This window comes from Parafrankia soli, assembly GCF_001854695.1.
Classification (GTDB): Bacteria; Actinomycetota; Actinomycetes; order Frankiales; family Frankiaceae; genus Parafrankia; species Parafrankia soli.
The window spans coordinates 71,195-96,708 of the sequence record NZ_MAXA01000125.1; the positions used below are offsets into that span (position 1 = coordinate 71,195).

At 70.1% G+C, this 25,514-nt stretch carries 16 protein-coding genes and 1 pseudogene; 9 read left to right on the top strand and 8 right to left on the bottom strand.

Annotated features, from left to right (window positions below; all coding sequences use genetic code 11):
* Positions 1–184: 184 nt before the first annotated feature.
* The 3 genes from BBK14_RS12445 to BBK14_RS38870 are packed head-to-tail and all read left to right on the top strand — an operon-like array spanning position 185 to position 11,138.
* Positions 185–4,228, top strand: coding sequence for a protein kinase domain-containing protein (locus tag BBK14_RS12445; protein WP_071062132.1), 4,044 nt, complete (start codon positions 185–187; stop codon positions 4,226–4,228).
* Positions 4,225–5,880: a methylation-associated defense system protein MAD7 gene (gene mads7, locus BBK14_RS12450; protein ID WP_071062133.1), complete on the top strand. Its 1,656-nt coding sequence runs from the start codon at positions 4,225–4,227 to the stop codon at positions 5,878–5,880. Before BBK14_RS12445 ends, mads7 begins: the two co-directional genes overlap by 4 nt.
* Positions 5,877–11,138 (top strand): hypothetical protein, encoded by a 5,262-nt coding sequence (locus BBK14_RS38870; protein WP_071062135.1) that lies wholly within the window; start codon positions 5,877–5,879, stop codon positions 11,136–11,138. Before mads7 ends, BBK14_RS38870 begins: the two co-directional genes overlap by 4 nt.
* A 314-nt stretch (positions 11,139–11,452) precedes the next feature.
* Here BBK14_RS38870 and BBK14_RS12465 read toward each other — a convergent pair whose 3' ends face one another.
* Both BBK14_RS12465 and BBK14_RS36930 read right to left on the bottom strand, forming a co-directional pair.
* On the bottom strand, positions 11,453–12,421 hold the full coding sequence (locus BBK14_RS12465; protein WP_071062138.1) for a DUF5996 family protein: 969 nt from the start codon (positions 12,419–12,421) through the stop codon (positions 11,453–11,455).
* Between the two features lie 233 nt (positions 12,422–12,654).
* Positions 12,655–13,002 (bottom strand): sensor histidine kinase, encoded by a 348-nt coding sequence (locus BBK14_RS36930; protein WP_071062139.1) that lies wholly within the window; start codon positions 13,000–13,002, stop codon positions 12,655–12,657.
* An 88-nt stretch (positions 13,003–13,090) separates the two neighbouring features.
* Between BBK14_RS36930 and BBK14_RS36935 the strand changes: the two genes are divergently transcribed.
* A complete protein-coding gene (locus BBK14_RS36935) occupies positions 13,091–13,507 on the top strand; it encodes a nuclear transport factor 2 family protein (RefSeq protein ID WP_275078478.1) in 417 nt (138 codons plus the stop codon).
* A 486-nt stretch (positions 13,508–13,993) separates the two neighbouring features.
* On the opposite strand, the gene BBK14_RS12485 is transcribed toward BBK14_RS36935, so the two are convergent.
* Positions 13,994–14,299 carry a hypothetical protein gene (locus BBK14_RS12485; RefSeq protein WP_071062146.1) on the bottom strand — a complete coding sequence of 102 codons (306 nt, stop codon included), beginning with the start codon at positions 14,297–14,299 and terminating at the stop codon, positions 13,994–13,996.
* A 217-nt stretch (positions 14,300–14,516) separates the two neighbouring features.
* Between BBK14_RS12485 and BBK14_RS12490 the strand changes: the two genes are divergently transcribed.
* From BBK14_RS12490 to BBK14_RS12500, 3 genes are all read left to right on the top strand, one after another.
* Positions 14,517–15,116 (top strand): hypothetical protein, encoded by a 600-nt coding sequence (locus BBK14_RS12490; RefSeq protein ID WP_071062149.1) that lies wholly within the window; start codon positions 14,517–14,519, stop codon positions 15,114–15,116.
* Positions 15,113–15,985 carry a CD225/dispanin family protein gene (locus tag BBK14_RS12495; RefSeq protein ID WP_071062152.1) on the top strand — a complete coding sequence of 291 codons (873 nt, stop codon included), beginning with the start codon at positions 15,113–15,115 and terminating at the stop codon, positions 15,983–15,985. The genes BBK14_RS12490 and BBK14_RS12495 overlap by 4 nt, the downstream gene beginning before the upstream one ends.
* Positions 15,986–16,211: 226 nt before the next feature.
* The gene (locus tag BBK14_RS12500) at positions 16,212–17,648 is read left to right on the top strand and encodes an FAD-binding oxidoreductase (RefSeq protein ID WP_071062188.1); all 1,437 of its coding nucleotides are present in this window, start codon (positions 16,212–16,214) and stop codon (positions 17,646–17,648) included.
* A 147-nt stretch (positions 17,649–17,795) separates the two neighbouring features.
* Here the strand turns inward: BBK14_RS12500 and BBK14_RS12505 are convergent, their stop codons facing one another.
* From BBK14_RS12505 to BBK14_RS12525, 5 genes are all read right to left on the bottom strand, one after another.
* Positions 17,796–18,335 carry a hypothetical protein gene (locus BBK14_RS12505; protein ID WP_071062155.1) on the bottom strand — a complete coding sequence of 180 codons (540 nt, stop codon included), beginning with the start codon at positions 18,333–18,335 and terminating at the stop codon, positions 17,796–17,798.
* 49 nt (positions 18,336–18,384) lie between these two features.
* Entirely contained in the window at positions 18,385–19,236 is an 852-nt protein-coding gene (locus BBK14_RS12510) for an ABC transporter permease subunit (protein ID WP_071062157.1), read from the bottom strand.
* On the bottom strand, positions 19,233–20,174 hold the full coding sequence (locus BBK14_RS12515) for an ABC transporter ATP-binding protein (protein WP_071062160.1): 942 nt from the start codon (positions 20,172–20,174) through the stop codon (positions 19,233–19,235). The genes BBK14_RS12510 and BBK14_RS12515 overlap by 4 nt, the downstream gene beginning before the upstream one ends.
* 44 nt (positions 20,175–20,218) lie before the next feature.
* Positions 20,219–21,091: a TetR/AcrR family transcriptional regulator gene (locus BBK14_RS12520; protein WP_131802256.1), complete on the bottom strand. Its 873-nt coding sequence runs from the start codon at positions 21,089–21,091 to the stop codon at positions 20,219–20,221.
* A gap of 753 nt (positions 21,092–21,844) precedes the next feature.
* Positions 21,845–22,621, bottom strand: a complete 777-nt coding sequence (locus tag BBK14_RS12525; RefSeq protein WP_241831429.1) for a PP2C family protein-serine/threonine phosphatase — start codon at positions 22,619–22,621, stop codon at positions 21,845–21,847.
* A gap of 274 nt (positions 22,622–22,895) precedes the next feature.
* Here BBK14_RS12525 and BBK14_RS12530 point away from each other — a divergent pair.
* Both BBK14_RS12530 and BBK14_RS12535 read left to right on the top strand, forming a co-directional pair.
* Positions 22,896–23,534 (top strand): annotated as a pseudogene (locus tag BBK14_RS12530) (tyrosine-type recombinase/integrase); the annotation flags it as partial.
* A gap of 806 nt (positions 23,535–24,340) precedes the next feature.
* Entirely contained in the window at positions 24,341–25,372 is a 1,032-nt protein-coding gene (locus tag BBK14_RS12535; RefSeq protein ID WP_241831430.1) for a HalD/BesD family halogenase, read from the top strand.
* Positions 25,373–25,514 lie beyond the last annotated feature (142 nt).

Consider the following 25,514-nt stretch of genomic DNA (forward strand, 5'->3'; position numbering starts at 1 on the left):
GTTGTCATAGGGTGCCCGAAGGTGGGTGCGCGCGAGACTGCCGATGGTGGGGGAGACGGTGAGGACGGCGACGTCCCGACGTCGCCGCGGCGGGCTGTGTCCCACGACGAGGGGCGCCACGTCACCCCCGTGCCTGCCCCGGGGCCACAGGACGTGGCGTTGGCGGCAGGAGGGGACGGGCGCTATGGGGGCGAGGATTGTCGTCCATGGTCCGTGGAGCGGGCCGGGTGAGGAGGCGACTGCCGTCTACCTGCGTGACCACCTGGACGAGCGGTGGACGGTCGTCTGCGGCCGCCAGCTCGTCGCCGGTTCGGGTACGCGTGACTCCGACTTCATCGTGGTCGGGCCGAACAGTGTCACCGTCATCGAGGAGAAGTCCTGGCGCGTCGACCTGATCGGCACCGAGGAGCGCTGGTACGAGCGTAGGACCCTGGAAGAGCGTGGTAATCCGATCAACCAGGCCGTCGGCGTCGCGCGGATCCTCGCCGGCAACCTCACCCGGTCCAACAGGCAGCTCTCGTCCGCGCTCAGAAACGCGGCGCCGCCCGGCCAGCGGCAGCTCCATCTCGTCCACCCGCTGGTCGTGATGTCCTCGCCCGAGGCCACGTTCCAGATCGAAGACCCACGGGCGGCCAGCCAGGTCGTGCGGCTGGCCGGCTGCGAGAAGCGCCTGACGGAGATCGACCGTTCGGTCGCGGCGCACTTCGACCTCGCCCCGTTCCGTGACACGGTCCTGTCCGTCGTCACCGGCCTCAGGCCGAGGCCCGAGACGCCGGAGACGCTCGGCGCCTACAAGATCATCGGGAACATCGAGCCGACGCCGCGTGGTCGCCGCTACGTCGGCCGGCACCCGGGCGGCTCGGTGCGGGTGCTGATCACCTACGAGCGCCAGGGTCTCACCGAGGCCGAGCTCAAGGAGAGCGACAGGCTGATCCTGCGCGAGTACGACGCGCTGCAGCGTCTCGCGCACCTGCACCGGGTGTTCCCCGTCGACCCGTACTTCGGCGTCAACGACGACCAGATGTGGGTCGCTCCGATGCACCCGCCGGGCCCGAAGCAGAAGACGCTGCGCAATCTGATCCGGGCCGGCAGGCAGCCGTCGGCGGCCACCTTCGCCACCGTCGCCGCGGACGCGTTCGCCGGGCTCGCCGACATCCACGCGGCGGGCATCACCCACCGGGCGCTGCACCCGAGCCGGGTCTGGGTGACGCCGGAGACGAACCGGGTCGTGTTCTCCGACTTCCTGATCGCGAAGATCGCGGACGCGCGCACGGTGATCGACGCGGACGAGGTCGATCATGACGGCGGGCCGTTCCGGGCGCCGGAATGCCGGCGTACCGCGCACCTGGCCATCAACCCGTCGGACGTCTACTCGCTGGCGCTGTGCCTGCTCGACTGGTGGGAGCTGCGCCAGTCCGACCCGCCGCGCGAGCCGCAGGCGCCGCCGTCGCTGCCGGACCGGGTCCGCGACGCGCTGAACGCGTGCTTCGCGCCGCTGCCGCAGGACCGCCCGTCGGCCCGCGAGATCGCGGACCTGTTGGCCGCGCACCTGGCCGAGGAGCGCAAGCGCGCGGTGCGGCTCGCACCAGGTGTGAAGATCGGCAAGTACGAGCTGGTGCGCCAGCTCGGCGACGGCGCCACCGCCACCACCTGGCTCATGATCGACCGGGCGTTCGACATGCACCACACGCTCAAGATCATGAAGTCGGCCGAGCTGGTGGACAACCTGCGCGGCGAGTTCGTCCTGCTGCACAGGCTCAAGCACGACCGGATCGTCCGGGTGCACGACTACCTGCTCGAGCCGCCCGGCCCGGCGCTGATCTCCGAGTATGTCGAGGGCAGGACCGTCGCCCAGCTCGCGCCGAGGCTGCGCGGCAGTCTCGGCGCCGCCCGCAGGATCCTCGCCGACATCCTCGACGCGCTCGAGTACGCCCACAACCGCGACGTCCTGCACCGCGACCTGTCCCCGAACAACATCATCGTCGATGCGGACGACCGGGCGACGTTGATCGACTTCGGGGTCGCGTCCCGAGCGGAGGCCGACGCGCACAGCCTGGTCGGCACACCGCCGTACCAGGCGCCGGAGATCGCGGCGGACGGCGCCTGGTCGCCGGCGGCGGACCTGTACTCGCTGGCAGTCCTGGTCTTCGAGGCGCTGGTCGGCCGCGCGCCGTACGCGGTCGAGGGACGGCACCGCAACAAGTACCTTCTCGTCCCACCGACGCCGGCGGAGGCCGAGGCGGCGGGCACCACCGGCACCATGTTCCTGGAGGTGCTGGCCCGGGCCGGCGACCCGAACCCGGCGACCCGCTTCCCGTCCGCAGCCAAGTTCCGCGACGCGATCGAGGCGGCGTTCGAGCCGCCACCGCCACCGCCATTCCCGACGCCGACGGGTGCGGTTCCGGAAACGTCGGCCGTCCCAGTGGAGGGCCCGCCAGCGGCGGTGACGCCGCCGGCCGCGCCCGCGCCCGCGCCCGCGCCCGCGCCCGCGCCCGCGCCCGCGCCCGCGCCCGCGCCCGCGCCCGCGACGGCGACGGCGACGGCGCCCGCGACGGCGCCGCCAGCTGTCCCAGCCCAGCGTGGCCTGGTCGTCAATCCGGCCGTCGACGAGATCCGCCAGCTGTTCCGCAACAGCAAGCTCGGAAATCGAGGCAACCGGGGCCTGGACTCGGACTTCGCCGACCAGACCTACATCCCGACCCGCCTCGACGAGAAGCTGATGCCGCGGATCATCGACAGCCGGCCACGGCTGGTCGTCTTCAGCGGCAACCCGGGCGACGGGAAGACGGCCTTCCTGGAACGGCTCGGCGTCGAGCTGCGCCGCCGCGGCGCCCGGGTCCTGGAGAGCGACGCGGCCGGCTGGCGGATGACGCTCGACGGGCACGAGTTCGCCTCGGTCTACGACGCCAGCGAGTCGCACGAGGGCATATCGGCGGACCAGCTGTTGCGCCGCGCGCTCGACCCGCTGAACGAGCAGTCCGGGGCTGGCCGCTACACCGCGTTGCTCGCCGCCAACGACGGCCGCCTTCTCGACTTCTTCGACCGCGACGCCCACCGTTACCCGGAGATCGCCAAGCTGCTCGGCGGCGGCGGCGGTGACGGCGAGGCCGCCGACGCCGCGGGAGTGCTGCGGATCGACCTCAAGGGCCGGTCGATGGCGTCGGTGGGCCTGGCGGCCGGCTCGCTGACGGTGCGAATGCTCGACGCGCTGCTCACCGACGAGCTGTGGGCGCCGTGCGGCGGCTGCGCGGCCGAGCACCGCTGCCCGATCGCGGCCAACGCCCGCGGCCTGCGCGACGGGCTCGTCCAGGAACGGCTGCACCGGCTGGTACTCACCTCGCACCTGCGCCGCGGCCGGCGCCCCACGATCCGCGATCTGCGTTCGGCGCTCGCCTACCTGGTGACCGTCGACCTCGGATGCGCCGACATCCACGACGAGTTCGGCGACGGCTTCGGGAACCCCGCCCGCCCGGAACGGCACTTCAGCGCGGCCGCGTTCGACGCCGCGGCCGGGCATGACCGGTTGCTCGGCGAATGGCGCAGCCTCGACCCGGCGGCAGTACCGGCGCCGCGGGTGGAGCGGTGGCTCGCACCCGGCACCCGTTCCACCGCGGACATCGCCCGCGCCAAGCGGCTGCGCTACTTCACCGCGACCGACGCGGAGCTCGCCGCCGTCGACCACCTCGGCCCGTACCGGCACCTCGACGAGTTCCGTGCCCTGCTCACCAGCGCCGGCCCCGACCCCGACCCCGGCACCGACGGTGCGGCGCGCCGCACCGCGGTGGTGTCGAAGCTGCTGCGCGGCCTGTCGCGCTGTGTCGGGCCGGTCGGCTACGACGGCGACGGGATCGCGGTCTCGGTGGGCGAGCCCTCCGAGGACGGCGGCGCGGTCGTCAAGGTACTGCCGGCCGACGAGTTCGAGGTCGTCGTGGCCGATGTGGACGACCGGTTCGTCGAGACGGCGGCCGACATCGTCGTGCTGCGGCACCGTTCCGGCCAGGCGGACCTGCCGATCGACGTCGACCTGTTCGAACTGCTGATGCGCGCGAACGCCGGTCTCCTGCCGACCAACACCGAGGTCGCGCCGCTGCTCGAGGAACTGGGCCTGTTCCGCGCAAGCCTCACCCTCCAGCCCGCGAGTCGAGTGATCATCATCGAGCCCAACGGTCAGCGGAACGTCATCAAGGTGACCGGAACGACCATCGAACTGCTGCGGGACGCCCGATGACACTGCGAATACCCAAGGAGCTGCGCTCCTACCAGTTCGACAAGCTGACCGGCGTCGAGCTGAACGACTTCGACGTCGACCGGTTCCTGCCGGTGCTGTTCGAAATGGTGGAGACGAAGGGCCGCCGGCTCTCCCGGTCGAACGCCGACCCGAAGGACCCGGACCGGTACGTCGAGGCGCTCGCCGCCCATCCGAACCTGCGCGGTTTCGCCGGCGAGCACGGCCGCGCGGTGCTGGAACAGTGGGTCAACAGCAGCGTCGTCCGGCTCGGTCACAGCGGTCGCGGTCGCGGGGACGTCCAGCTCGCCGCGGTCCAGCCGATCCACATCGGCGCCTACCGGGCCGGCCTGCCGGTCGAGGGCGCCCGGCACCGCAAGGTGCATCTGGTCGTCTACCGGCTGTTGAAGGAGGCGTTGCTGCGCCGGGGCGCCCCCGACCCGGAGCAGACGCTGCAACGGCTGTTCCGCGAGGCGTTCGGCCGTGGTGTCGCCATCGATTCGCTCTTCGTCCCGGCCTTCGACGGGAAGACCGACGACCTCGACGCGAACGTGCTGCTCAGCCTCTACTACCTGGAGGGCTTTCAACCTGGGAAGGTCCTGGCCAGCCGGCCCGATCTCGACTGGAGCCCGGTCATGCCCGGGGTGATGATCTCCCTCGGCGATCTGCTGCTCGACTTCCTGACCGTCTACCGCAACCGGCTGCCCACGATCGCGCTCGCGCGTCACCTGGCCGCGCTGCTCAACATCGGCCTGTTCACGACGACGCTGCGACTGTTCAGCGTGGTCGGCGAGCTGTGTCGCGGCGGCGCGGACGGGCCGGCGCCGACCGACCTCAGCCGCGACCTGCATCCCGCGCGGACCGAGATCTACGTCGACTTCACCCGCCAGACGGGCGGTGACTCCGACCGGCTGGCCGGTGAGTGCGTCGACCGCGACCTGGAACGGCTACCGGCCTACTTCGAGGACATGATCCTGCTCAAGACCCTCGACCGGTACGCGAGCAGTGAGCAGAAGCTCCGGCCGTACGTGGAGGGCAGGCGCGGCCCGGACTGGCTTGCCGCCCTGGTCGGGATCCGCGGCCTGGAGTACGTCGAGTGGCGCGCCGGCCTGGACATCGAACGGATCATCGAGACGACCAGGGCCGAGATGCGGATGCCCGAGGACGAGGCCAGGGCGGAGCTCTCCGCCCTCGCACCCGGCGGGTCGCAGCTGGACGTCCTGCTCGCGGCGATCCGGCAGTCCCAGGCGTCGAAGGCCGTCACCAGCGCCGGCAGCTGGTTCTGGAACACGGGGGGCCTGCGCAAGCAGGCGGGCCTGCTGCGCGGGAACCTGCGCGGCCGGCGGGCGTGGCGGTACGCGATGACCGACGAGCTGCTCACCACCATGCTGCTGACCACCCTGATGGACCCGGCGACAGGCGCTCCGAGGCCCCGGATGCGACTGACCGACCTGCTCGACACCCTGGAACAACGCTGGGGTCTGCTGATCCACCACCCGCCGGCCGCGCGCGACGACGCGTCCTCACGCGCGGTCGCGAGCCAGAACCTGACGGCGTTCACCGGGCGGCTGCACCAGATGGGCTTCTTCGCGGACCTCGCCGACGACTTCAACGCCCAGTATGTGATCAACCCTCTTGCTGGAGCGCGGCGATGACCGATCTCAGCCCACTGCTGGCCACCCGGGTCGCCAACCGGCTGGTGACGGACTTCCTGCGCGCCGCTCCCCCCGGCCGGTGCATGCGGCTCGACCACCTGCGCGCCGACGACTGCCACGCGGTACGCGACGCGGTGACGACCGCGCTCGCCGACACCGCGGTGGGCGGCGGCTGCGTGGTCGCCGTCCTCGGCGCAGCGGTCAGCGACGACGACGCGGTCATCTCCCCGGAGCGCGCGATCGAGCTGCGTAACCGCAAGTCGGCCGCGTTGCTGCTGCTCGTGCCGGCAGGCACCGACAGCCCGGCGGCCAGCAGCCTGGAGAACTCGTTCGAGTCGATCGACATCGAGGATCTGTTCGCCAAGATCGTCCGGGACGCGCTGCACAGGCTGGACCGACCCCTGCGGGACCTGTTCGGCCAGGTCCAGGCGACGGTGCGCCGCGGCGCGTTCCCGCGCTCGCGCCAGGCCCGCGCCGAGTACCTGCTCGCGGTCGGCGCCGCCGCGGCCGACCCGGTCGCCGGCGGGGCCGCGGCCGCGCAGTACGTCGCCGGAACGCACCTGCACCTGCTCGGCCTGATCCCGGATCAGGGCGGCGCGTCGTTCGTCTCCCGGCTCGACGCGAACGCCCAGTGCGTGACCGCTCTGGTCAAGCCGGCCCGCTCGCAGAAGGACGCGCGCACCCGGCTCGCCGACTGCCCGCTGCGCCAGGACGACGAGCGTTACCGGGAGATCGAGCGGTTCCTCGTCGCCGTGCCGCGGCTGTCCGAGCGTGCCTGGCTGCGCGACCTGGCCGCCGACGACAACGCGGACCTGGCCTTCAACCGCTGGCCGCTGGACCTTCCCGTCGACAGCGACCTGGTGGCCCTGCAGATCGAGCCGTTCGCCAACGCCGAGGGGATCATCGCGGCAGGCACCGGCCTGCGCGCGGGCGCGGACGGCGCGGTCCCGACCTGCTCGGCCCGCGGCGGCTTCGTGAAGGTCACCTGGACGACGGAGCCCACCAGGCCGAAGGACGTGGCCCGCTGGCAGGTGGAGATCGTCCCGTCCGAGGAGTTCTACGGCAACGAGACCGACTTCGACGTCACCCTGCCTGCGGCGAAGGTCGCCGGCAGCAAGCACAGCCACCGGCTGACGGTGAACGTCGACACCGAGGGCGCCGAGCGGGTGCCGGCGGTGATGACCGTCCGGGTCAGCGCGCTGGACCGCAACAACCAGGTGCTGCGGCTGCGCGACGGCGCGCTCGCCCAGGCCACCAGCCAGAAGCTCGCCCAGGCCACCAGCCAGGAGTTCGCGCTCGACGACGCGCCGCCGCCGGAAAGCACCGCCGTCCGACGTGACACCGCCGTCTCCCTGCCGGTGGCTCGGCTTCGGGCCGAGCAGGCGGGCGCGGACTCCGACGTCGAGACGTCCGAGGGCTGGCAGGTGGCCGACCTGGCCTATCTGCAGGTGCGGTTCGGTCGGGGCGGCAGGACGCATGTCGCCCGGATCGGGGTCAGCGCGCCGCTGCGCGAGCTTTCCGCCCGCGCACTCGCCGAGCTGGACAACGTCGGCCGGTACGAGGCGGAGGTGGGCGCCGGGCAGCCGTTCGCGGCGGCGGCCGCCGCCGCGGTGGGCCCCGGCTGGCCGTCGGGCGCGGGCAGGGCGTTCCTCGCCGCCCGGCGGGAGTTCTTCGAGGCGGTCCGCAACCAGCCCGGTCGCGGCCTGCTCGAGGTCGCCGCCCTCTCCGAGGAACTGGCCGCGCTGGGGGCGAAGTACACCGCCGCCTACGGGCGGATCCTGCGCCGGGACTCCGGCGCCGCCGACCTGCGCGCGCTCACCTCGATCGACACTCTTCGGCTGCGGATCCGCCTCGGACGGCGCCACCCGGTGGACGCGCTGGTCATGCTGCCCACGCATCCGCTGCGGGTCGCCTGGTACCTCGGCTACCACGCCGAACTGGAGGCGTGGCGTACCAGCCTGCGGGGGCTGGCGCCGAAGGACCGCCGCGACGAGGTCGACGTCGACCTGCTGGGCAGGCTGTCGCCCGCCCGGGTGCCGTTCCTGCTCGCCGGCCCGGACGGCGCCCCGTACGTGTTCGCGCAGAACCTGCGGCTGCTCTACGGGCTGTACCTGCCGGTCGACGAGCCCGACCCGGCGACGGCCGTCAGCGAGACGGTGACCGCGCTCGGGCTGCCGAGTGCCGACGTCAGCGTCGGCGAGGTGCCGCCCGCTCGGCTGGCCGACCGCATCAGGCTCTACCGGGACACTCACCGCAGTCCCGAGCGGCTGCGGATCCTGGCGACCAATCCGGGCAGCGGCGCGTTTCTCGGCGAGGCGCTGCGAGCCGTCACCGCCGAACCCGGCGACAACGTCGCCGGCCGCGAGCCGGGCGAGGACGAGGCCGCCACCGCGCCGCACATCTGGATCGAGGCGTTCGGCGAGGGCGCGTCGGAGACGAACCCGTTGCCCGGCCTGCGCGAGCTGCAGCGCGACATCGCCGACAACCGGGCCCGTCCGGGCCGCGGCTTCCTCGACCCGGCGCTGGAGATCTCCGCCGCCCCGCTGGACGCGATCGAGGCGGCACGTGACGCGCACCTGGCGGTGCTCGCCGACGTCAGTCGTCCCGAACTGCACCTGGGCGTCGCCGAGTCCAGCGGTGGCAGCGTCTCGTTCCGTGGGCTCATCACCCAGCTGGTCACCAGACGGGACCCGTCCGAGCTGGTCTGGTACGTGGGGATCGAGTTCCCCACGGCGCGCGGTGTGGACTCCGCGCCGGTCACCGACCTGCACCGCCGGTTCGCCGAGGCTGTCTCAAGTCTGTTCTCGGCCGGCGCGGACGGCGCCGGTCAGGTCGACCCGGCGGATCCCGGGTCGGACCCAACGGACCATGATGCGGACCCGGCAGACCTCGAGACGACGGTACTGGTGCGTCATACCAGGACGGTGCCGCCCTCCCTGCCGCAGGCGTTCGCGGCGGACCCGGAGCGGACCATGCCGGCGGTGCGGGGCGACCGGGCCGCGCCGACGGCCCGGATCCGGATCCAGGTCGACGGCGACACCCGGCGGGTCCTCGACCTCGCGCATGACCGGTGCGACTGGGTCGTCGTCCTGGACCGGTTCCTCGGCCTGGATCTGTTCGACGACCCGTCGCGGCGGGCGTTCGGCGGGCGGCGCTACATCCTGGACTACGCGCCCGAGTTCCTCGACGGCCTCGGCCACCAGATGGCCATCACGACGGCGCACCGGGCCGACGTCGAGAAAATGTTCCTGCATGCGATGACCGAGCTCGGTTTCGAACAGCCCGGCGAGTCGGTGTCGTCGGTCGTCGACGAGCTGCTGCTCGTCTCCGGTCGGCTGATTCTCGCCGCGACCGGCGACGACAAACGTGCCAAGGAGGCGGTCGCGCTCGCCGCCGTCGTCTCCCATCTGCGCCGGCGCGGCGAGCTCGCCGACACGATCGTCATCCCGGTCGACGCGCATCTCGACCTGTTCGGGCCGCGTGCCCACCGCGGCGGTGCCAACGGCGAGAAGGCGCGCCGGTGCGACCTGCTGCTGGTCCGGTTCCCGGGGCGGCGGCTGCACATCGAGGCCGTCGAGGTGAAGTCGCGCGGAATGCTCGACAGCGAGGACCTCGCCCGCGGGATCGACGCCCAGGTCAAGGCGACCGTCGACGTCGTCCAGCGGCTTTTCTTCGCCGACCCGGCACGGATCGACCGGCCGCTGCAGCGGACCCGGCTCGCCACCCTGTTGCGGTACTACCTGCGGCGCGCGGCGCGGCGCGGCCTGGTCACCGACGCGGTCGCGTTCGGCCGCATGCAGGAAGGCATCGACCGGCTCGACACCGCCGACCCGGCGGTCTCCTACCAGCACAGCGGCTACATCGTCGTCCAGCGGGGCGACGGCGTGGACGAGTTCACCATGGGCGAGACGCGCATCCGCACGCTGACCGCCGCGACCCTCGGCACAGACACCCCCGATCCGGAGATCCTTGTTCTGGACCCGGACGAGACGCCTGGCGTGTCGGTCGAGAACGGGCCCGAAGCGCCACGTCAGCCCGCGGGCCAGCCGTCTGGTGGCCAGCCGTCTGGCGATCAGCCATCTCGCGGTCAACCGGCCGGCGTGCCGCCGTCGCCCGAGTCCCCGACCGGTGGCCGCCCTCCCGTCCCGGCTGGGCCGGAATCCGGGCCGGGCACCCCCGGCGAATCCGTTCGCCGGGGCCCCTCGGGCGCGCCGGAGGTCCTCCGGGTGCGGGTCGGGAAGACGCTGCCCCCGGAAGAGGAGGTGGTCTGGGAGGCCGGCACGATCGGCAGCCCCCACCTGTTCATTCTCGGCATCCCCGGGCAGGGGAAGTCGGAGACGACGATCCGGCTGCTGCAGGGCGCCGCCGATGGTGGCCTGCCCGCGCTGGTCATCGACTTCCACGGTCAGTTCAGCTCCGACCCGCGCCGCCCGTCGTCGCTGCGGGTGCACGACGCGGCGGCCGGGCTGCCGTTCTCGCCGTTCGAGCTGACCGAGGCCGGCGGGCGGCACGCCTACAAAATGAACGCGCTGTCGATCTCGGAGATCTTCGCCTACGTCTGCGGGCTGGGCGACATCCAGCGTGACGTCGTCTACCAGGCGCTGATCAGCGGCTACGAGGCGCACGGCCACGGCCAGCTCATCCCGCCGCGTGGTATCCCGACACTTGACGAGGTGCGTGACTCCATTGCGGCGCTGGAGAAGGAGCGCGGTGTGGCGAACGTGCTCGCCCGCTGCCGCCCGCTGCTCGAATACGGCCTGTTCACCGACAACACCGGGGTGAAGGTCCAGGACCTGATCCGGGATGGCCTGGTCGTCGACCTGCACGGCTTCGCCGAGGTGGAGCAGGCACAGGTCGCCGCTGGTGCGTTCCTGCTCCGCAAGATCTACAAGGACATGTTCTCCTGGGGCCAGACCGGGGAACTGCGGCTCGCGATCGTCCTCGACGAGGCGCACCGCCTCGCCAAGGACGCGACCCTGCCCCGGCTGATGAAGGAGGGCCGCAAGTTCGGCGTCGCCGTCATCGTCGCCAGCCAAGGCATCGACGATTTCCACCCCGACGTCCTCGCCAACGCCGGCACAAAGATCATCTATCGGGTCAACTACCCCCAGTCCCGCAAGGCCGCCGGTTTCCTGCGCACCCGCACCGGCAAGGACCTCTCCGAGGAGCTCGAACAGCTCCCCGTCGGCAACGCCTACATCCAGACCCCTCACATGCCCGTCGCCCGCCGCACCCGCATGCTCCGCCCCGAGGTCTGACCTGCCAGCGTCGCGACAGCCCCCTCAGCCCCACAGGTGACGAGGACCTTGCTGGCGGCCGGCCCGTGCACCGGGGACAGCCTCGGCACACGAGGTCAGGACACGACCGGGGAGGAAGCCGTGCGCAGGGTGTCCAGGATGGTCTCCACCGGCTGGGCGCCGAACCCGGCGCGGCAGGTCGACCCAGACCAGCAGGGCTCCGGCGTGGCTGCCTTCCGCTCGGTCGGATAAAAGTTCAGAGATTGCAAGATCGCCAGGGTGCCCCCCTGAAACGGCGTGCCGATAATTGTGCGCCGGCGCGGATGCCCTGGATCTTACCGCGTGGCGCTGCCGGTGGATGCCATGGAGGGGGCCAGCTGGGGGTCGGTGATGCCGTGCGGGCAGGTGAGCCGGTCGATATCCCATCCGGCTCGGGTTGCTCCGGCGCGGTAGGCACTTTCGTAGAAGTCGAGGACCGCGCCCCGGCGGTCGGGGCTGTCCTGAATGGCGCCCAGGGGTAGTACCGCGAGGTGGCTGCTGCCGCGCGGCGTCCAGAGAGCGGCGTCTGGTCGTAGCCGCCCGTCGGTGATTCCGGCGGGTTCGGGGGCGGTGTAGGAATAGAAGGCCGGTTCGGGCATGGAGGCGTCACCGAACCAGAATCCGAAACTGATGACCTCACGTGAGTACGCTTCGCGCGTCACTGGGTCGACGTCGGTAGGCTGGTCGATCCGGCGGTCACTGAAGCGGGTATGGGACAGGTCGAACGTATGCCAGAAATGGTGCACCGGGCTGACCTTGCCGGAGAAGCCGCCGGCGAACTCCTCCAGGATCAGGTTGACCTGACTGAGCAACTGCCAGTAGCGCGTCACCTGTGCCGGATCGTACGCGGCGTGTTCCGTGTCGTCCTGGAACGGCCGGGCGGAGTCGGGAAGGTCGAAGGGATGCGGATGGTCGATGTGCACCGTGATGCCGAGCGCTCCGAGCGCCTCGAGCGTCTGATGGTAGAAGGATGCGACCGATCGCCCCGCGAGCGGGAACGACACCGTCTCGCCGTCCAGCCTGTGTACGACGAGGTCGTGTCCGACGAAGTCGAAGTCGATCGTGAAAATCGGGTTACCGTCGACGAGGCCCATCGGACGGGACGTGATACCGCGGCCGGTGAGGTGGAACGGGACGTTCCACCAGTGGTTCCGACGTGGGCTGGCGCTCAACCGGATCTTTCCTACGACCTGCACGTACCGGTGCAGCGTCTCTTTGGTGCCTGCCCATGACGACAGCGGCATCGGGGCCAGCAGTTCGATCATGGCGCTCCTTCGACGGCGAACCCTCGGACCGCACCAGCATGGGCACCTACCGCTCGGCGCGCATCCCGGCGGCCAGGTGCGGCCGGTTTCGGTCGGCCGTGGCCTGTTCGCCGGCGTCCACCGGCGACGTTGTCGCCGTCGAGATCAGGCAGGACACCGCGTGCGGGAAGTGCGTCGCATCGCGTATCCCTATAGGGGTGAATGCGCTGAGACAGCGGGCGAGCGGTGCCGCCTTATCCGGCGGACCAGGGAGGTAGGGGAGACGCGGGTAGCCTCCCGGAAACCGTGGTGCCGTTTCCAGGCGCCGAGCGGATGCTCAGGGCGCCCCCCGCCGCGCCCACCCGGTCCGCCATCCCGAGCAGGCCCGTGCCACCGCCTTCCGGGGCGGCCGGATCGAAGCCGGGACCATCATCACTGACCGTGAAGCTGAGGACCCCGTCGGCCAGCCCGATGTCGACGCACACGGCGGCACCCGGCGCATGTTTGGCTGCGTTCTGCATCGCCTCCAGACAGGCGAAGTACGCGGCAGCCTCGGTCTGACGGGGCAGCCGCTGGCCGTTCAGGGACTCCGTTCCCGTCACCCGGACCGTCCCGGGCGCGGTTCTGGCCCGGGCCCGTGGGAGTAGGCTTAGCCGAATGCTCGCCGCCGACGATGGGCAGACACTGCGTATGCGCGATCCAGGAGTGGTTCCCGACAGTGCGGAAGTCGCGCGGCGGCTAACAGCCGAGGCGCTCGTGGCCGAGCTGTTCAGCCGGTTCGACGCCCGCGACGTGGACGCCGCGCTGGCGCTGTACACCGAGGACGCGACGGTGTTCCAGGCCCACGGGAGGGACRCCGTCCGGTCCGTGATGGAGCGCGGTATGTCGCCGTTGCGTGGCCGACACCTGATCACGAACCTGCGGGCCTGGTCGCTCGATGCCGATCGCACAGCGGTCGAGTACACGGCGGCGGCGTTCACGCTTGAGGGCGACGGGCCGTTCACCGCCCGGTCCGTGTTCGACCACCGCCAGCTCCAGCGGCGCGAGCCGGACGGTGTGTGGCGCATCGCCGAGCACGAGATCCACGGTTACACCCCGCCGGCCTAGACGTACCGGATTGCCCCCGGCCGGCTCCGTCTCGTCCCGTATGGTCAGCCGCGGCCGCGCAAGACGCGTCTCGCCGCGGCGCTGGTTCGCCACCACCCTGCGAGCGACACCCAGCAGCCAGGGCAACGAGGGTCGGGCACCTCGGAGAAGCGCCGCCACGCGGTCATGAACGTCTCGGCGACAACACCGTTGGCCGTGTGCTCAGGCACCTCCCGCAGGGCATACCGCCGCTCCTTACCGGCCGCCACAGCGGCGGAGCGGCGAACCTGCCTCGTCTTGTCAGCCGAGGCAGTATCCCACCGGTGCGCCGGGTCGGCCGAGATGTGCAGTTCAGGGCCGGTGATGACCTCGTAGCCATCCATCCGGGCCGACTGCTACCCCATGCGTTCGATGGGGGTCGGACCGTCTCGGAGTTGGTCCATGTGCGATCGACTCTTGTCAGTCGGCGCACGTTCTGATGCGCTATGTATCGTGGCTCGTCGGCGATCACTGCGGTCGGAGTTCCTGCGCGCGCAGGAACGGCAGCGTCAGGACCTCGTCCGGGAACGGTGGCAGATCGAGGCTTCGGCTCGCCGCGCCGAGCAGGCAATGGAACGTGCACAGCGCTCCGCGCAACGGCAGGCCAGGGCGGATGCCCGTGAACAGGAGCGGCTGCGGCTCATCGAGGATCCAGAACTCAAACATCTGCTGGAACAGCATCTTGGCCTGCAGGTTCGGATCGGCCTCGACCGGCAGCCGCCACCCCGCAAGGAGCCGCTGGCGCGTTAGCAGTGCACGGTCCTGTCTGGCCAAAGGCGAGGTGATATCGCGTATGCCCCCCGACCGCCTTCCCCTGATCGATGATCCCGACCGACGTGGTCCTCGGCCGCATGCGTCGACGCCGTCCGCTGTGGAGCCTTTCCGGTCCGCGGCCGCGGATATCCGTGGAGCAGACCCTCCGGTTCCGCCGGTCTTCGCCGCGCACGGGTTCGATTTCGTCTCACTCCCGTTGCGTGACGCCTGTTGGCGGATGCTCGACTCCGAGATCCGCTCCCGTGTGGAGGAACGTGCCGGCCGAATCCAGGCATGGTGGGCGATCACCCAGATGGACGGGCGGGTCAAGGCGGTCGCTTTCGGAAGCCTGGGCCTCTGCGTCGCCGAACCCACGACCCGTCCGAACGGCACGCGCAGCTACTCCGTCAGCACCTACGTCATCGATCCGGCGACGGTCCGCAGGAAGAACATCGATCATCGTCCCGGCGCCCGCGCTTCCGGCACCCCACCGCCGGCGGCATCGTCGACGTCGACGGCCGACGAGCATCTGCCGTACGGGGCTCCGCCGAGCACGAGCTTGAGTAGCCGCGAGCGTGAGGTGCTGGGCAACCTACCGCCCCTCGTCCAGCAGCTTCTACAGGAGCCCTTCGTCCGCGGAGAGCAGATCCTGCGCGCCGACTGGCACTACGAGGGCACCGCCACGACCATGGACGCTGTCACGTTCATCCTCGCTGGCCCACGGACCGTGACGGTTGCGGCGGGCCGCATGCGCATCCCGCCGGGGCACAGCCTCGCGACGGCTCACTGGTCCCTCGCCTGCTACCGCGCCGACGTGGTCCGCAGGATCGGGCGTTGACCCGGCTGGCCCGCATGCTCCGGGCGCTGCACGGCCAGAACGCCTACGAGATGCTGAATATCTCAGCGTCGGCATCGGACGCGGAGATCAAGGAGGCTTACCGGGCCCTCGCGCGGGCCCGTCACCCGGACCGGACCGGCGGGACCGACGTGGCGGAGATGGCTCTGATCAACGTGGCGTACGAGGTGTTACGTGATCTGCGGACGGACTACGACCGCCATCTCGCCGCGTCGCGGACCGGGCGGCACGGAACATCCGAACGAGGGCACACTGCGGCCGAGGACAGGCGGGCCGACACCGGCGACGCGGACCGAACGCGTGGCGGCCACCCTGCCGGCGGGCTCTGGGACGTCCCGTCCGCCCCGGCCGAAGACTTTGAGGAGACCGCCGCGCAGGCGCGCGCCGGCGCGGACAGCGGTACCGGACCGGAGCAGGAACCGAGCCTGTGGGATGAACGGCAAGGGCATGAGCGACAGGACCCATGGCAGCTGTGGCGAACAACCGCTGGGACGGGCCCTGGCGGCTGGACGCCTGGGTTTCGTCCCCACAGCGGCCATGGCCCTGGCTATCCGGTCCCTGGCTATCCGCAAGCGGGCTACGGGGCTCCCCACCGCGTGTGGTGGGGTTATGGATGGCCAGGCCCCACGATGATTCCACCGGTGCACTCGTTTCTCTGGCTGGCGATCATCGTCACGCTGATCTTCCCGCCGTGCGGCATCGTTGCGATCAACAGGTCGGCGACGGTCGAGCCACGACGTATTCAGGGGGATCTCGCTGGCGCCCGGCAGGCCGCCCGTTCCTCTCTGACCTGGAGTCTTGTCGGCCTTCTCCCCTTGATCCTGCTCATTTTCCTCGGTGTGCTCCTGTAGAGGTGCTTCCCGGGGTAGGCCGGCTCGTCCTCGTCGCGTGTGTGGGCACCATGACGCAGGACGATCAGATCGTCGCGGTCTGACCTGCCACCCGCGACGGCAACGCCTGGTTGCTGTACCGGCACGCTTTGCGACGACCCGGTCGTAGCGCGACCCTGTAGGGGTGAGTGACGCAGACCGGTGCTCACCAGTGGACACCGGCGAGCGCAAGGGGGAGGAGCGCTCCATGTCGGCACAGGTGCTCACGCTGGAAGGCCAGCGGCAGACACTCTCGGACGAGACGGTCGAGGAGATCCGTGCGATCTTCCGCGGGCAGGTTCTGACCTCGGACGACGTCGGGTACGACGACGTGCGGGTCATCCAGAACGCCATGCTCGACCGCAGGCCAGGTCTGATCATCCGGTGCACCGGGGCTGCCGACGTCGTCGACGCCGTCCGCCTCGCCGCAACGCGAAACCTGCTCGTCGCCGTCCGCGGCGGCGGCCACAGCATCGCCGGGACCTCCACGGCCGACGACAGTTTGATGATCGACCTGTCGGCGATGCGGGGTGTCTGGGTCGACCCGGAACAGCGGCGTGTGCGGGTGGCCGGTGGTGCGACCTGGGGCGACGTCGACCGTGAGACGCAGCTGCATGGGCTCGCGGTACCCGGGGGAGTGGTGTCRACCACGGGTGTGGCTGGTCTGACGCTCGGTGGCGGAATCGGCTGGTTGCACCGCAAGTACGGGCTGGCCTGCGATGCGCTGCGTGCGGCCGAGGTCGTGACGGCCAGCGGCGACGTCGTGCGGTGTAGCGCCTCCGAGCGCGAGGACCTGTTCTGGGCGCTGCGGGGCGGGGGCGGCAACTTCGGCGTGGTGGTGTCCTTCGAGTTCGAGGCCTATCCGCTCGGTCCGGTCGTCTGGAACGGCATGGTCGTCTACCCGATCGACGCCGCTGCCGAGGTGCTCCCCCGCTGGGGGGACTGGACGTCCACCGTCCCCGACGAGGTCACCAGCCGTGCCATGATGTGGTCGCTGCCGGCGTCGCCGGCACTCCCGCCCGCTGTATACAACCGCGACGTGTTCATCACGGCCGCCTTGTACGCGGGCGACCCGGACGAGGGCCAGCGGGCGTGTCGGGCGCTTGCCGAGTTCGGCGCGCCGCTCGCCGACATGAGCCAGGCGCTGTCGTACCGGACAGCGCAGTCCTCCCTCGACCCGTTCTTCCCGAAGGGCGGGCTGCAGAGCTACTGGAAGTCCGTCTACCTGGACCGACTCGACGAGGATGCGACCGCGTTCGTGGTCCGCGTCGGCCAGGACCGCCCGCACCCGACGACCTTGGTGCACGTGCCTCTCCTGGGAGGCGCCATGTCGCGGGTCGGGGCGGCGGAAACCGCGTTCGGCGATCGCAGCGCCCGGCACATGCTGAGCCTCGACGGAAACTGGCTGGACCCGGCCGACGACGACGCGAACATCCGTTGGGTACGCGGTGCCTACGACGAGGCCGTCACACTGCGGGCCGCGTCGGGCACCTACCTCAACTTCGGCGGCGACGCCGATCTCGACGACGCCGCCCGGGCACGAGCCTGGGGACGCAACGTCGAGCGCCTTCGACAGGTCAAGCGCAGCTACGACCCGGAAAACCGCTTCCGGCTCAACCCCAACATCCCCCCCGCTGAGAGCTGAGCCGACGCTTTGTGGCTGCCAGCGGCTACCAGCACCGAGCCTGCCTCACGGCGACCCGGTACGTCCCATCAGAGGCCCGGAACCTGGGTCCCATCAGAGGCCCGGAACCTGGGTCCCATCAGAGGCCCGGAACCTGGATGGTGGCGGTCAGCCGGTGCTGTTGCCGGTGCGGCCCGGCGAGCCGTTCAGGTCTCGGCCGAGCTGCACCCCCCACGCCTCGGCCCGCTCGCGTTCCCCGTCCGCCAGGGGCCCTTCGGTGGCGGTGACGAAGAAACCTGGTCCACGGTCGACGTGGCGGAACCCTCGTTTCTTCAGCGCTTTCGACGAGGCCTTGGCCGCTGTTCCAGGGACGAACCTGGTCTTGATCGAGGTATCGAAGGTGACGACGTGAAGATCCTTGGACGGTGTCACCCTCTCGATCCACTCGCGAACTCCGGGGAGGTCGACGTCTTGTGCCCCTTTTTCTCCGGCCTCCCTACGGCTCTGCGGCCGGGGAAGTGAGAAGGCGTGGGTCGGGGCGCCGACCAGCAGGAGCCGGACGTCGCCGGGCAGGGCCACGGGAGCCTCGGCAGGGTGGACGACGCTGACCGTCTCCAGCGGGACGGTTCGAGTCAGACCGGCTGCGACGGCATGAGCCACCGCGGTCGTGTTGCCGAAACACGACTCCACCACGATCAACACTGTCACGTGTCGGGCCTTTCATGCTTGCTCGCGGTACGGTCCGGGGCTTCGGCGCTCACGCGGCGCGGAGGTCTCGGCGGCGGAAGAGGAAGCCGCCGAGCACGGCCCCCGCGATCCCGAGGCCGCTGAGGACCGCGGCGCTCGACCAGTCCGGGGGACCCGCCGGCGCGGGGGACACGTGGAAGAAGACGGAGGTGTCCAGCAGCCAGTGATGGAGACGCACGGCGCCGCCGGAGAACTCGATGAGAAAAGCCCAGGTCAGGTAGGCGTAGACAACGGGCCGGGTAGCTCGGGGCCACCCACCGAAGACCAGGGTGCCCAGGCCGAGCAGGAACAGGCCGGGCGGGACGATGTTCACCCCGGCCGTCACCAGGTCCCCGGCGCCTATCCCGTCGCTCTGGCCGGCGGTACCGACCCAGGCGCCGCCGCCGGCGGCCACGCCGGCGCAGCCGAGCAGGAGGCAGGACACCGCCAGGCGTCCGGCGAGCCACCGGGCCCGGCTGACGGGACGGACCAGCAGGGCGTCGAGCTGCCCGGCGGCCTCCTCGGCGCGCAGCAGGCGGGTCGCCAGCAGGACTCCCCACACCGACCCGAGCAGGCCCAGGATGCCCACGAAGCGCCAGGTCGCCCAGCCGGCGACGGTGTTGAGCGCGTCCGGCTGGCCCAGGACCGCGGTCAGGCCACCCTCCGTGCCGTAGGTGGCGGCCATCTGGTCGCGGGCCGCCTGGGTGTCGTACTGCGCTGTGAACGCCACGGTCTGCACGACGACGAACAGTCCGAACACGCACCCCCACAGCGCGCCTGACCGGGCGGCGGCACGGGCCACTCGACCGCCCACGACCAGGCGTGCGTCACCGCCCGCCGGGCTCAGGGCGCCACGCGGCACCGAGAGAGGCAGCACCGTCATGCCAATGCCCGCTGCCGCGTCAGCTGTTCCGGCGACCCCTCGTCGCGTTCGACTTCGTCCGGTCCGTAGTGGGCGAGGAACAGTTCCTCCAGGGAGGGCTCCCGGCTGAGGAATTCCTGGACATTGGTACCGGAAAGGGCGTCGAGGAGGGGCTGGATCGGCCCCCGTACCCCCAGCAGGGCTCGGTGGCCGTCCACCACGACCCGGGTCACGCCCGGTACGCGGGCAAGGTCGGGCGGCGGCCGGTCGAAGGTGAGCTCGACGGCCAACTCCGCGAGGTGGCGCATCTGGCGGAGCGTTCCCATCTCGACGAGCCGCCCTTCGCGCAGGATTCCGACCCGGTCGCACAGGGCCTCGACCTCGCTGAGGATGTGCGACGAGAGGAACACGCTCTGGCCCGCGTCGCGGGCCTCCGCGACACTGAGCCGGAACGCCTGCTCCATCAACGGGTCCAGCCCGCTGGTCGGCTCGTCCAGCACGAGCAGGTCGGGGCGGCTCATCAGGGCGGCGATCAGCAGCACCTTCTGCCGGTTGCCCTTGGAGTAGGCCCGCACCTTCTTCGACGGGTCGAGGCTGAACCGTTCGACGAGCTCGCCGCGGTAGGCGGCGTCCACCCGGCCCTGGACTCGGCCCAGCAGGTACAGCGTTTCGGCTCCGGTCAGTTCCGGCCACAGGTTCGCCTCGCCCGGAACGTAGGCGAGATGACGGTGGGCCTGTGTCTTCCGTCGCTGGCAGTCGTGCCCGAAGATCTCCGCACGTCCGGATGTCGGGTGCGCGAATCCGAGAAGCAGCCGGATCGTCGTGGTCTTCCCCGCGCCGTTGGGCCCCAGATAGCCGACGACCTCGCCGGGAGCAACCTCGAGATCAAGATCGCGCAGTGCGTGGAATTTACCGTAGCGTTTACCGAGACCGACAGCGCGGATTGCGGGGGTCGCCATGGGGGGCCCTGTCACCTCGGTCGTCCTGGGCTGGGAATGGCGGCTTATGCGTCGGGAATCGTCCAGGGCGCCAGTGCCTGACGCACCGCCGTGCTCCGTTCGTCGCTCCAGACAACAGTCGGGTCGGGCTCCAGGAAGGTCATCGCGACACTGGCGAGCCCCATCGCTGGAAGCGACCATTCCTCCGTGCCCGAAGCCCCGAACGGGCGTGCGTTCAGTCGCCGCTCGGCGACGTCCGGAGTGGCGAGGGATACGAGGTACAACCCCCGAAGGGTCGCGTCGAACAGGTTCACCATCGTGTCGAACGTGGCTTCCAGCTCAGGGCGCAGCCGGTAGCCGAACACCTGGGTGAGCTGCACCCAGGATCGCGCGACGCGAGCGACATGGTCGCGCTGGGACTGGGCGAGAGCCTCGCGGACCTCCTCACGGAGCCCTCCGTCGGGCAGGCTCAGGAACGTGGCGTGCAAGGCGATATAGGTCCGCCACCCCGCCGACGTCCGGAGCACCTCGAAGTCGAGCAGAGCCAGTTCGCGGAACAGCTCGGTAATCAGATCCCGCCGGCCCTGCGGCGTGCTGAACCCGTCCTCGTGTGCGCGCACGACACGTCGGAACAGCTCTATCTCGTCCCGTTCGATACCCGGGACGGCGCCCGCCGCCAGTTCCTTCACCAGGTCGGAGACGAAAAGGTCCTTGGACGGCCAGCGACGGTAGACAGCACTGCGTGACACGTCGGCGAGACGAATGATCTCCTCGAGGTTGAGGTGGTCCAGGCTCACGGTCAGTCCTGTCCGGTTCACCACGTCCGCCGCCGTGCGCAGCATCCGCCGGACGGTCTCATCCTCCGACCGTCGTGCGCGCCGGCCCAGGCCGCGCGGCTGCCGATCCCCGGCCGGCGGGCCCGCATCGTCGGAACGCACACCCACCCCTCGCGCACTCAAAACTTGAAACTCGGAGTCCCATGTCCTATCCGGACCCTATCGGACCCTGTCAGCGACGGGCAAGACCCCAGGCGCAGCGGATCGCGTGCGGCATCCCCTCCGAGCCCCGCCCCACCTCAGCTCATCGACGCCCGACCGTCACGGCCGCACGGGCCTGGTCCGGCGCATCGCAGACCGGCTCGGCTGGCGTTCCCGTGACAGAGCCACAACTCGGGACGACGCAGTGCTGTCAGGCGATGCGGTGCTGCCAGCAGTCGTCGCTGCCAGCAGTCGTCCGCAGGGGCGGGAAACCCACGGCTGACTGCGGTCCACGCGGAGCTGGCTCGGATACAGCCCCCCTGACGGGTTCCGCTCATGTCCGCCGGTGTTCGTGGGCTTGGCCTTACGGATGGCTGTACGCGCAGCACGGGCCTACACGCGTCATGAGCTTGGGAAACCTGTGTGGTCTGCGGCGCCTGCCAGGGCGTGGACGGGGCGCTGCCCAGGTCGACGGCGGTCCTGTGCCCTCTGTCGACGTTGCTACTGGCACGCGAATGGCACGGCCTGCCGGTCGGACCGGACCGGAGACTCGGCTCCGACTGTCTGCTTTTTCGTGCCGCGGTGGCGGGTTCACCGCGCTCCGTCGCGGTTCGTTTCGCGCGTCGGGCAGGCTCCCTCATCGCCGCGAACAGCCGCGGACACGCACGATTGAGACGGAACCTGAGACGATCGGCGCCATCAACGTCTTCCTGGTTAAATATCTATGCTGGCGAGATGGTCGGCGGTGCCCCCGCGCCACTCGACCAGGAAGAGAGCCGCGTCGTCGGTCGTGATTCCGCACCTTTCCCGCATCAGTGCATGGGACAGATCTCGGACCATCTCCCGGATGCTTTTACCCCGGATATTCTCAACGAAGCTGATCAGGCGTTCTTCGCCGAATTGTTCTCCGCCCTTTTCGTGCTCCTCGATGAGGCCATCGGTGAAGAATAGCACCCGGTCGCCGCGCAAGAGCGTCTGCTCACTGACCTGCGGTATGTCACCACCGAATCCGACCGGTAGGGTTCCCGGGCTCTCCAGCGCCTGGATAACCCTATGGTCGCGGATCAGTAGCGCTGCCGGATGACCTGCATTGACCCATTGTAGGTGACCAGTTCCGATATCCAAACGCATCATCTGTGCGGTGACGAAGTGGTCGGGTCCGAACTGCCTGTGGATGGCTGCGTCCATGAACATGTACAGCTCGGCAAGCCCGATGTCGGCACGTCTGGCGTGCCGGTAGGCACCGATCGCGACCGTTGCCAGAACTGCGGCGTCCAGACTGTGACCCATCGCGTCGATAACGGCCACGTGCAGGATTTCATCGTTGAGAGCGTAGTCGAAGCTGTCGCCTGCGATGTCGTAGGCGGGTTCAAGGACACCGGCTACGGCGACCTGCGGGGTAATCATGGTCAGCGGGGGCAACAGTGACCATTGGATTTCCGCGGCCACACTCATCGGTTCGCGACGCCGGGCCTGGAAGGACGGCGTCAACGGGTCACGTCGACACCCCGCTTCACCCTTGATCGACGGAGAGGAAGAAAAGGAAGGCCCTAAAGGTGACGGCGGAGACGAGGACTCGAGCCCCTAACCTTTACCTTACGAAGTCGGCTCCGTTCATCTCCCGGAGTCTACTCTCGTCAGGAAAGGCCGGCATAGCGGGGTTCGCTCTCGTAGTTCCACACAGGACCCAGATTCGGGTGTGTGGATCGGCCACAGACAGTCTCGCCGCTGGCAGGCTGCGGGTCGGGCTGCCCGGGGAGCGTAGACCGTGAAACCGAACCGTCAGCCGAACACGTATGTCACCTATGAGAAGGCGGTCCGGATCTACCTCGTGCCGGGTCTTGGGAAGAAGCGGCTGAACAGGCTGACCGGCGCGGACGTTCGGCAGTTCATCCGGCGGACGGAGAGCACCTGCCGGTGCTGTCCGCGGGGTGTGGACAAGGAGCGACCGGAAGGCGAGCGGCGTTGCTGCGCGGTCGGCCGGTGCTGCGAGCGGCTGCCGTCGAAGCGTCAGGTTCAGGTCGTGCATGCGGTGTTGCGTAACGCGCTCCAGGCGGCGGTGCGGGAGGAGCTGATCCGGCGGAACGTCGCGAAGCTGGTGCAGGTCTCGACTCCGCGCTACGGCGTCGACCGCGGCCTGACGGTCGAACAGGCGCACGCGCTGCTCGACGCGGCGGCGGGCGACCGGCTGTACGCGCCGCTGGTCTTGGCGCTGTTCCTCGGTATGCGCCGCGGGGAGCTGCTCGGCCTCCAGTGGTCGGACATCGACACCGACCGGGAGACGCTGACGGTGCGTCACACGCCGCTGCGGGTCGGCGGGGAGTTGCGGTTGTTCACGACGAAGATCGGGACTCCGATCGAACCGGACAACCTGCGCCGCTTCTGGATGCCGCTACGCCGTGCGGTCCGGCGCCGGTCGGCGCGTGCCCGCTGCAGCTGGGAACAAGAGCCCGGAGCTGGTGTTCCAGGAGATCTTCGCGCACCTGGCGGTCTACACCGCGGGCTGCGGGTCCTGATGCACGCCGCGGTGGTGAACCGCGGCGAGCCGCTGGATCCCCCAGGGCGTCCGTCGCCGCCGTCCTACGGGTGGTCTGGCGCAGTGTCGCCCCTGTGCCCGGGGCTTTCCCCTCTGATCATCTCACGGCTGAACTCGCTCACCTTACCCGTGAGCTTCAGGAAGAGATCAACCCTGTGTGTCGGCTCCGCTGCGTGGTCCGGCAGGCCAAACGGAAGATGTCCCGTTTCCTGTCGTGGAACCCCCAACGGCCACGGYCTCCTCCACCCATCCGCCGCCCGGCCGAAACTGTGYAGATCATCCGGGCGGTCGGACCCCTGTCAGACCCGCAACTCAACGGCATTGCGCCTGAAAGCCCGACTCAACRCCGACGGTCCAGGTCTGGCATCCCACACGTCCGGAAGGGAGGAAATCGGTGCTGAGAAGGAAGCCCGATTACCAGCCCTGAGTGTAGAAAGAACATAAAAGTGTCGGATATCACAGGCATGTTCATGTGCTGGTAGCCGAGGCAAGAATGTTCGGAAACCCAGTCAGGCGCGCCATGGTGAGGTGCGCACGCCCGGCGTAGGGAGGATCTCGTGAGCCGCTCGAGAACTGCTGCAGCGCGCGGTGCGGCCTGCCCTGCTGGATCAGACAGCCTTCTGACCTGCGGCGATGATGCGGCGGGATCCACGGGCCAGGGCCTTCTGCCAGGTATGCCCGGGCCCGTGGACAGCGCCGTGCCCAACAGCGTCACTGCTGCTGAACGTGTCAGTGTTCCTCAACGTGTCATCGGGCCCGAGCGCGCCACCGCAGCTGGATACGCCGCCGTGCGTGAAAGCCCCGGCGGACCTGGGTGCTCCAGTGGACCCGGCGTCGCCACCGCGCTCGATGGTCTGGATGACCTGGTCGACACCGACCGTTATCCTCTCGCGCATCCGGCGAGTGCAGCCTGGCACGACCTGGCGGCCAGAGTCCGTCGAGAGCTGGAGGCAACGGGTTGCAGCGTCCTCGCTGAATTCGTTCGCCCCGATGCCCGTGAGGCCCTGCGTRCCGAATGCGCTGAGCTTGCTCCGTCGGCGTACTACCAGGCCGAGACGGTCAACGCATACAACATCGACATGGGGACGCCGCTACCCGAAGGTCATCCCGGGCGTATCACCATGCGGCGCGGAAACGCGTTCGTCGCGGCCGATCTCGTCCCCGACGGTGTGGGCATACGGCGGTTGTATTCCAACGAGTCGTTTCGGCGGTTCGTGGCTGCCTGCTGCGGGCTTGATCGCCTGTACGAGCTGGCGGACCCGCTGGCCCAGCTGTGCCTCAACGTCATCCGGCCCGGAGACGAGCACCCCTGGCACTTCGACACCAACGAGTTCTCGCTGAGCCTGCTGATCCAGGAGTCGGAGGCAGGCGGGGTCTTCGAGTACTGTCCCGACATCCGGTCCGCCGAGGCCGAGAACCTCGAGGCCGTGTGTGACGTCCTCACCGGTCGGGATGACCGGCGGACACAGCGCCTCATGCTCCGTCCCGGCGATCTCCAGCTGTTCCGGGGCCGCTTCTCGCTGCACCGGGTCAGCCCGGTGCAGGGGGGCACCGCCCGTCATTCGGCGATCTTCGCCTACTGCGAGCGCCCCGGTGTCATCGGTAGCGTCGCGCGCACGAGGCAGCTGTTCGGCCGGGTGCTGCCCGAACATCTCGAGGCCGCCGGGCAGGCGGCTCGCGTGCGGGGCGACAGCCTGCTCGACTGAGCCGGCGATTGAGCCGGCGGTCCGATCGCGCAGGCCGACCACGCCCATGGCCCTCGACCCGCCGGCGCGGCGTCGGCGTGCTGATCGGCTGGTCCGCGTTCATGGGAACTGGTATCCCAGAGCCGGCCTCGCGAGGGCGAGT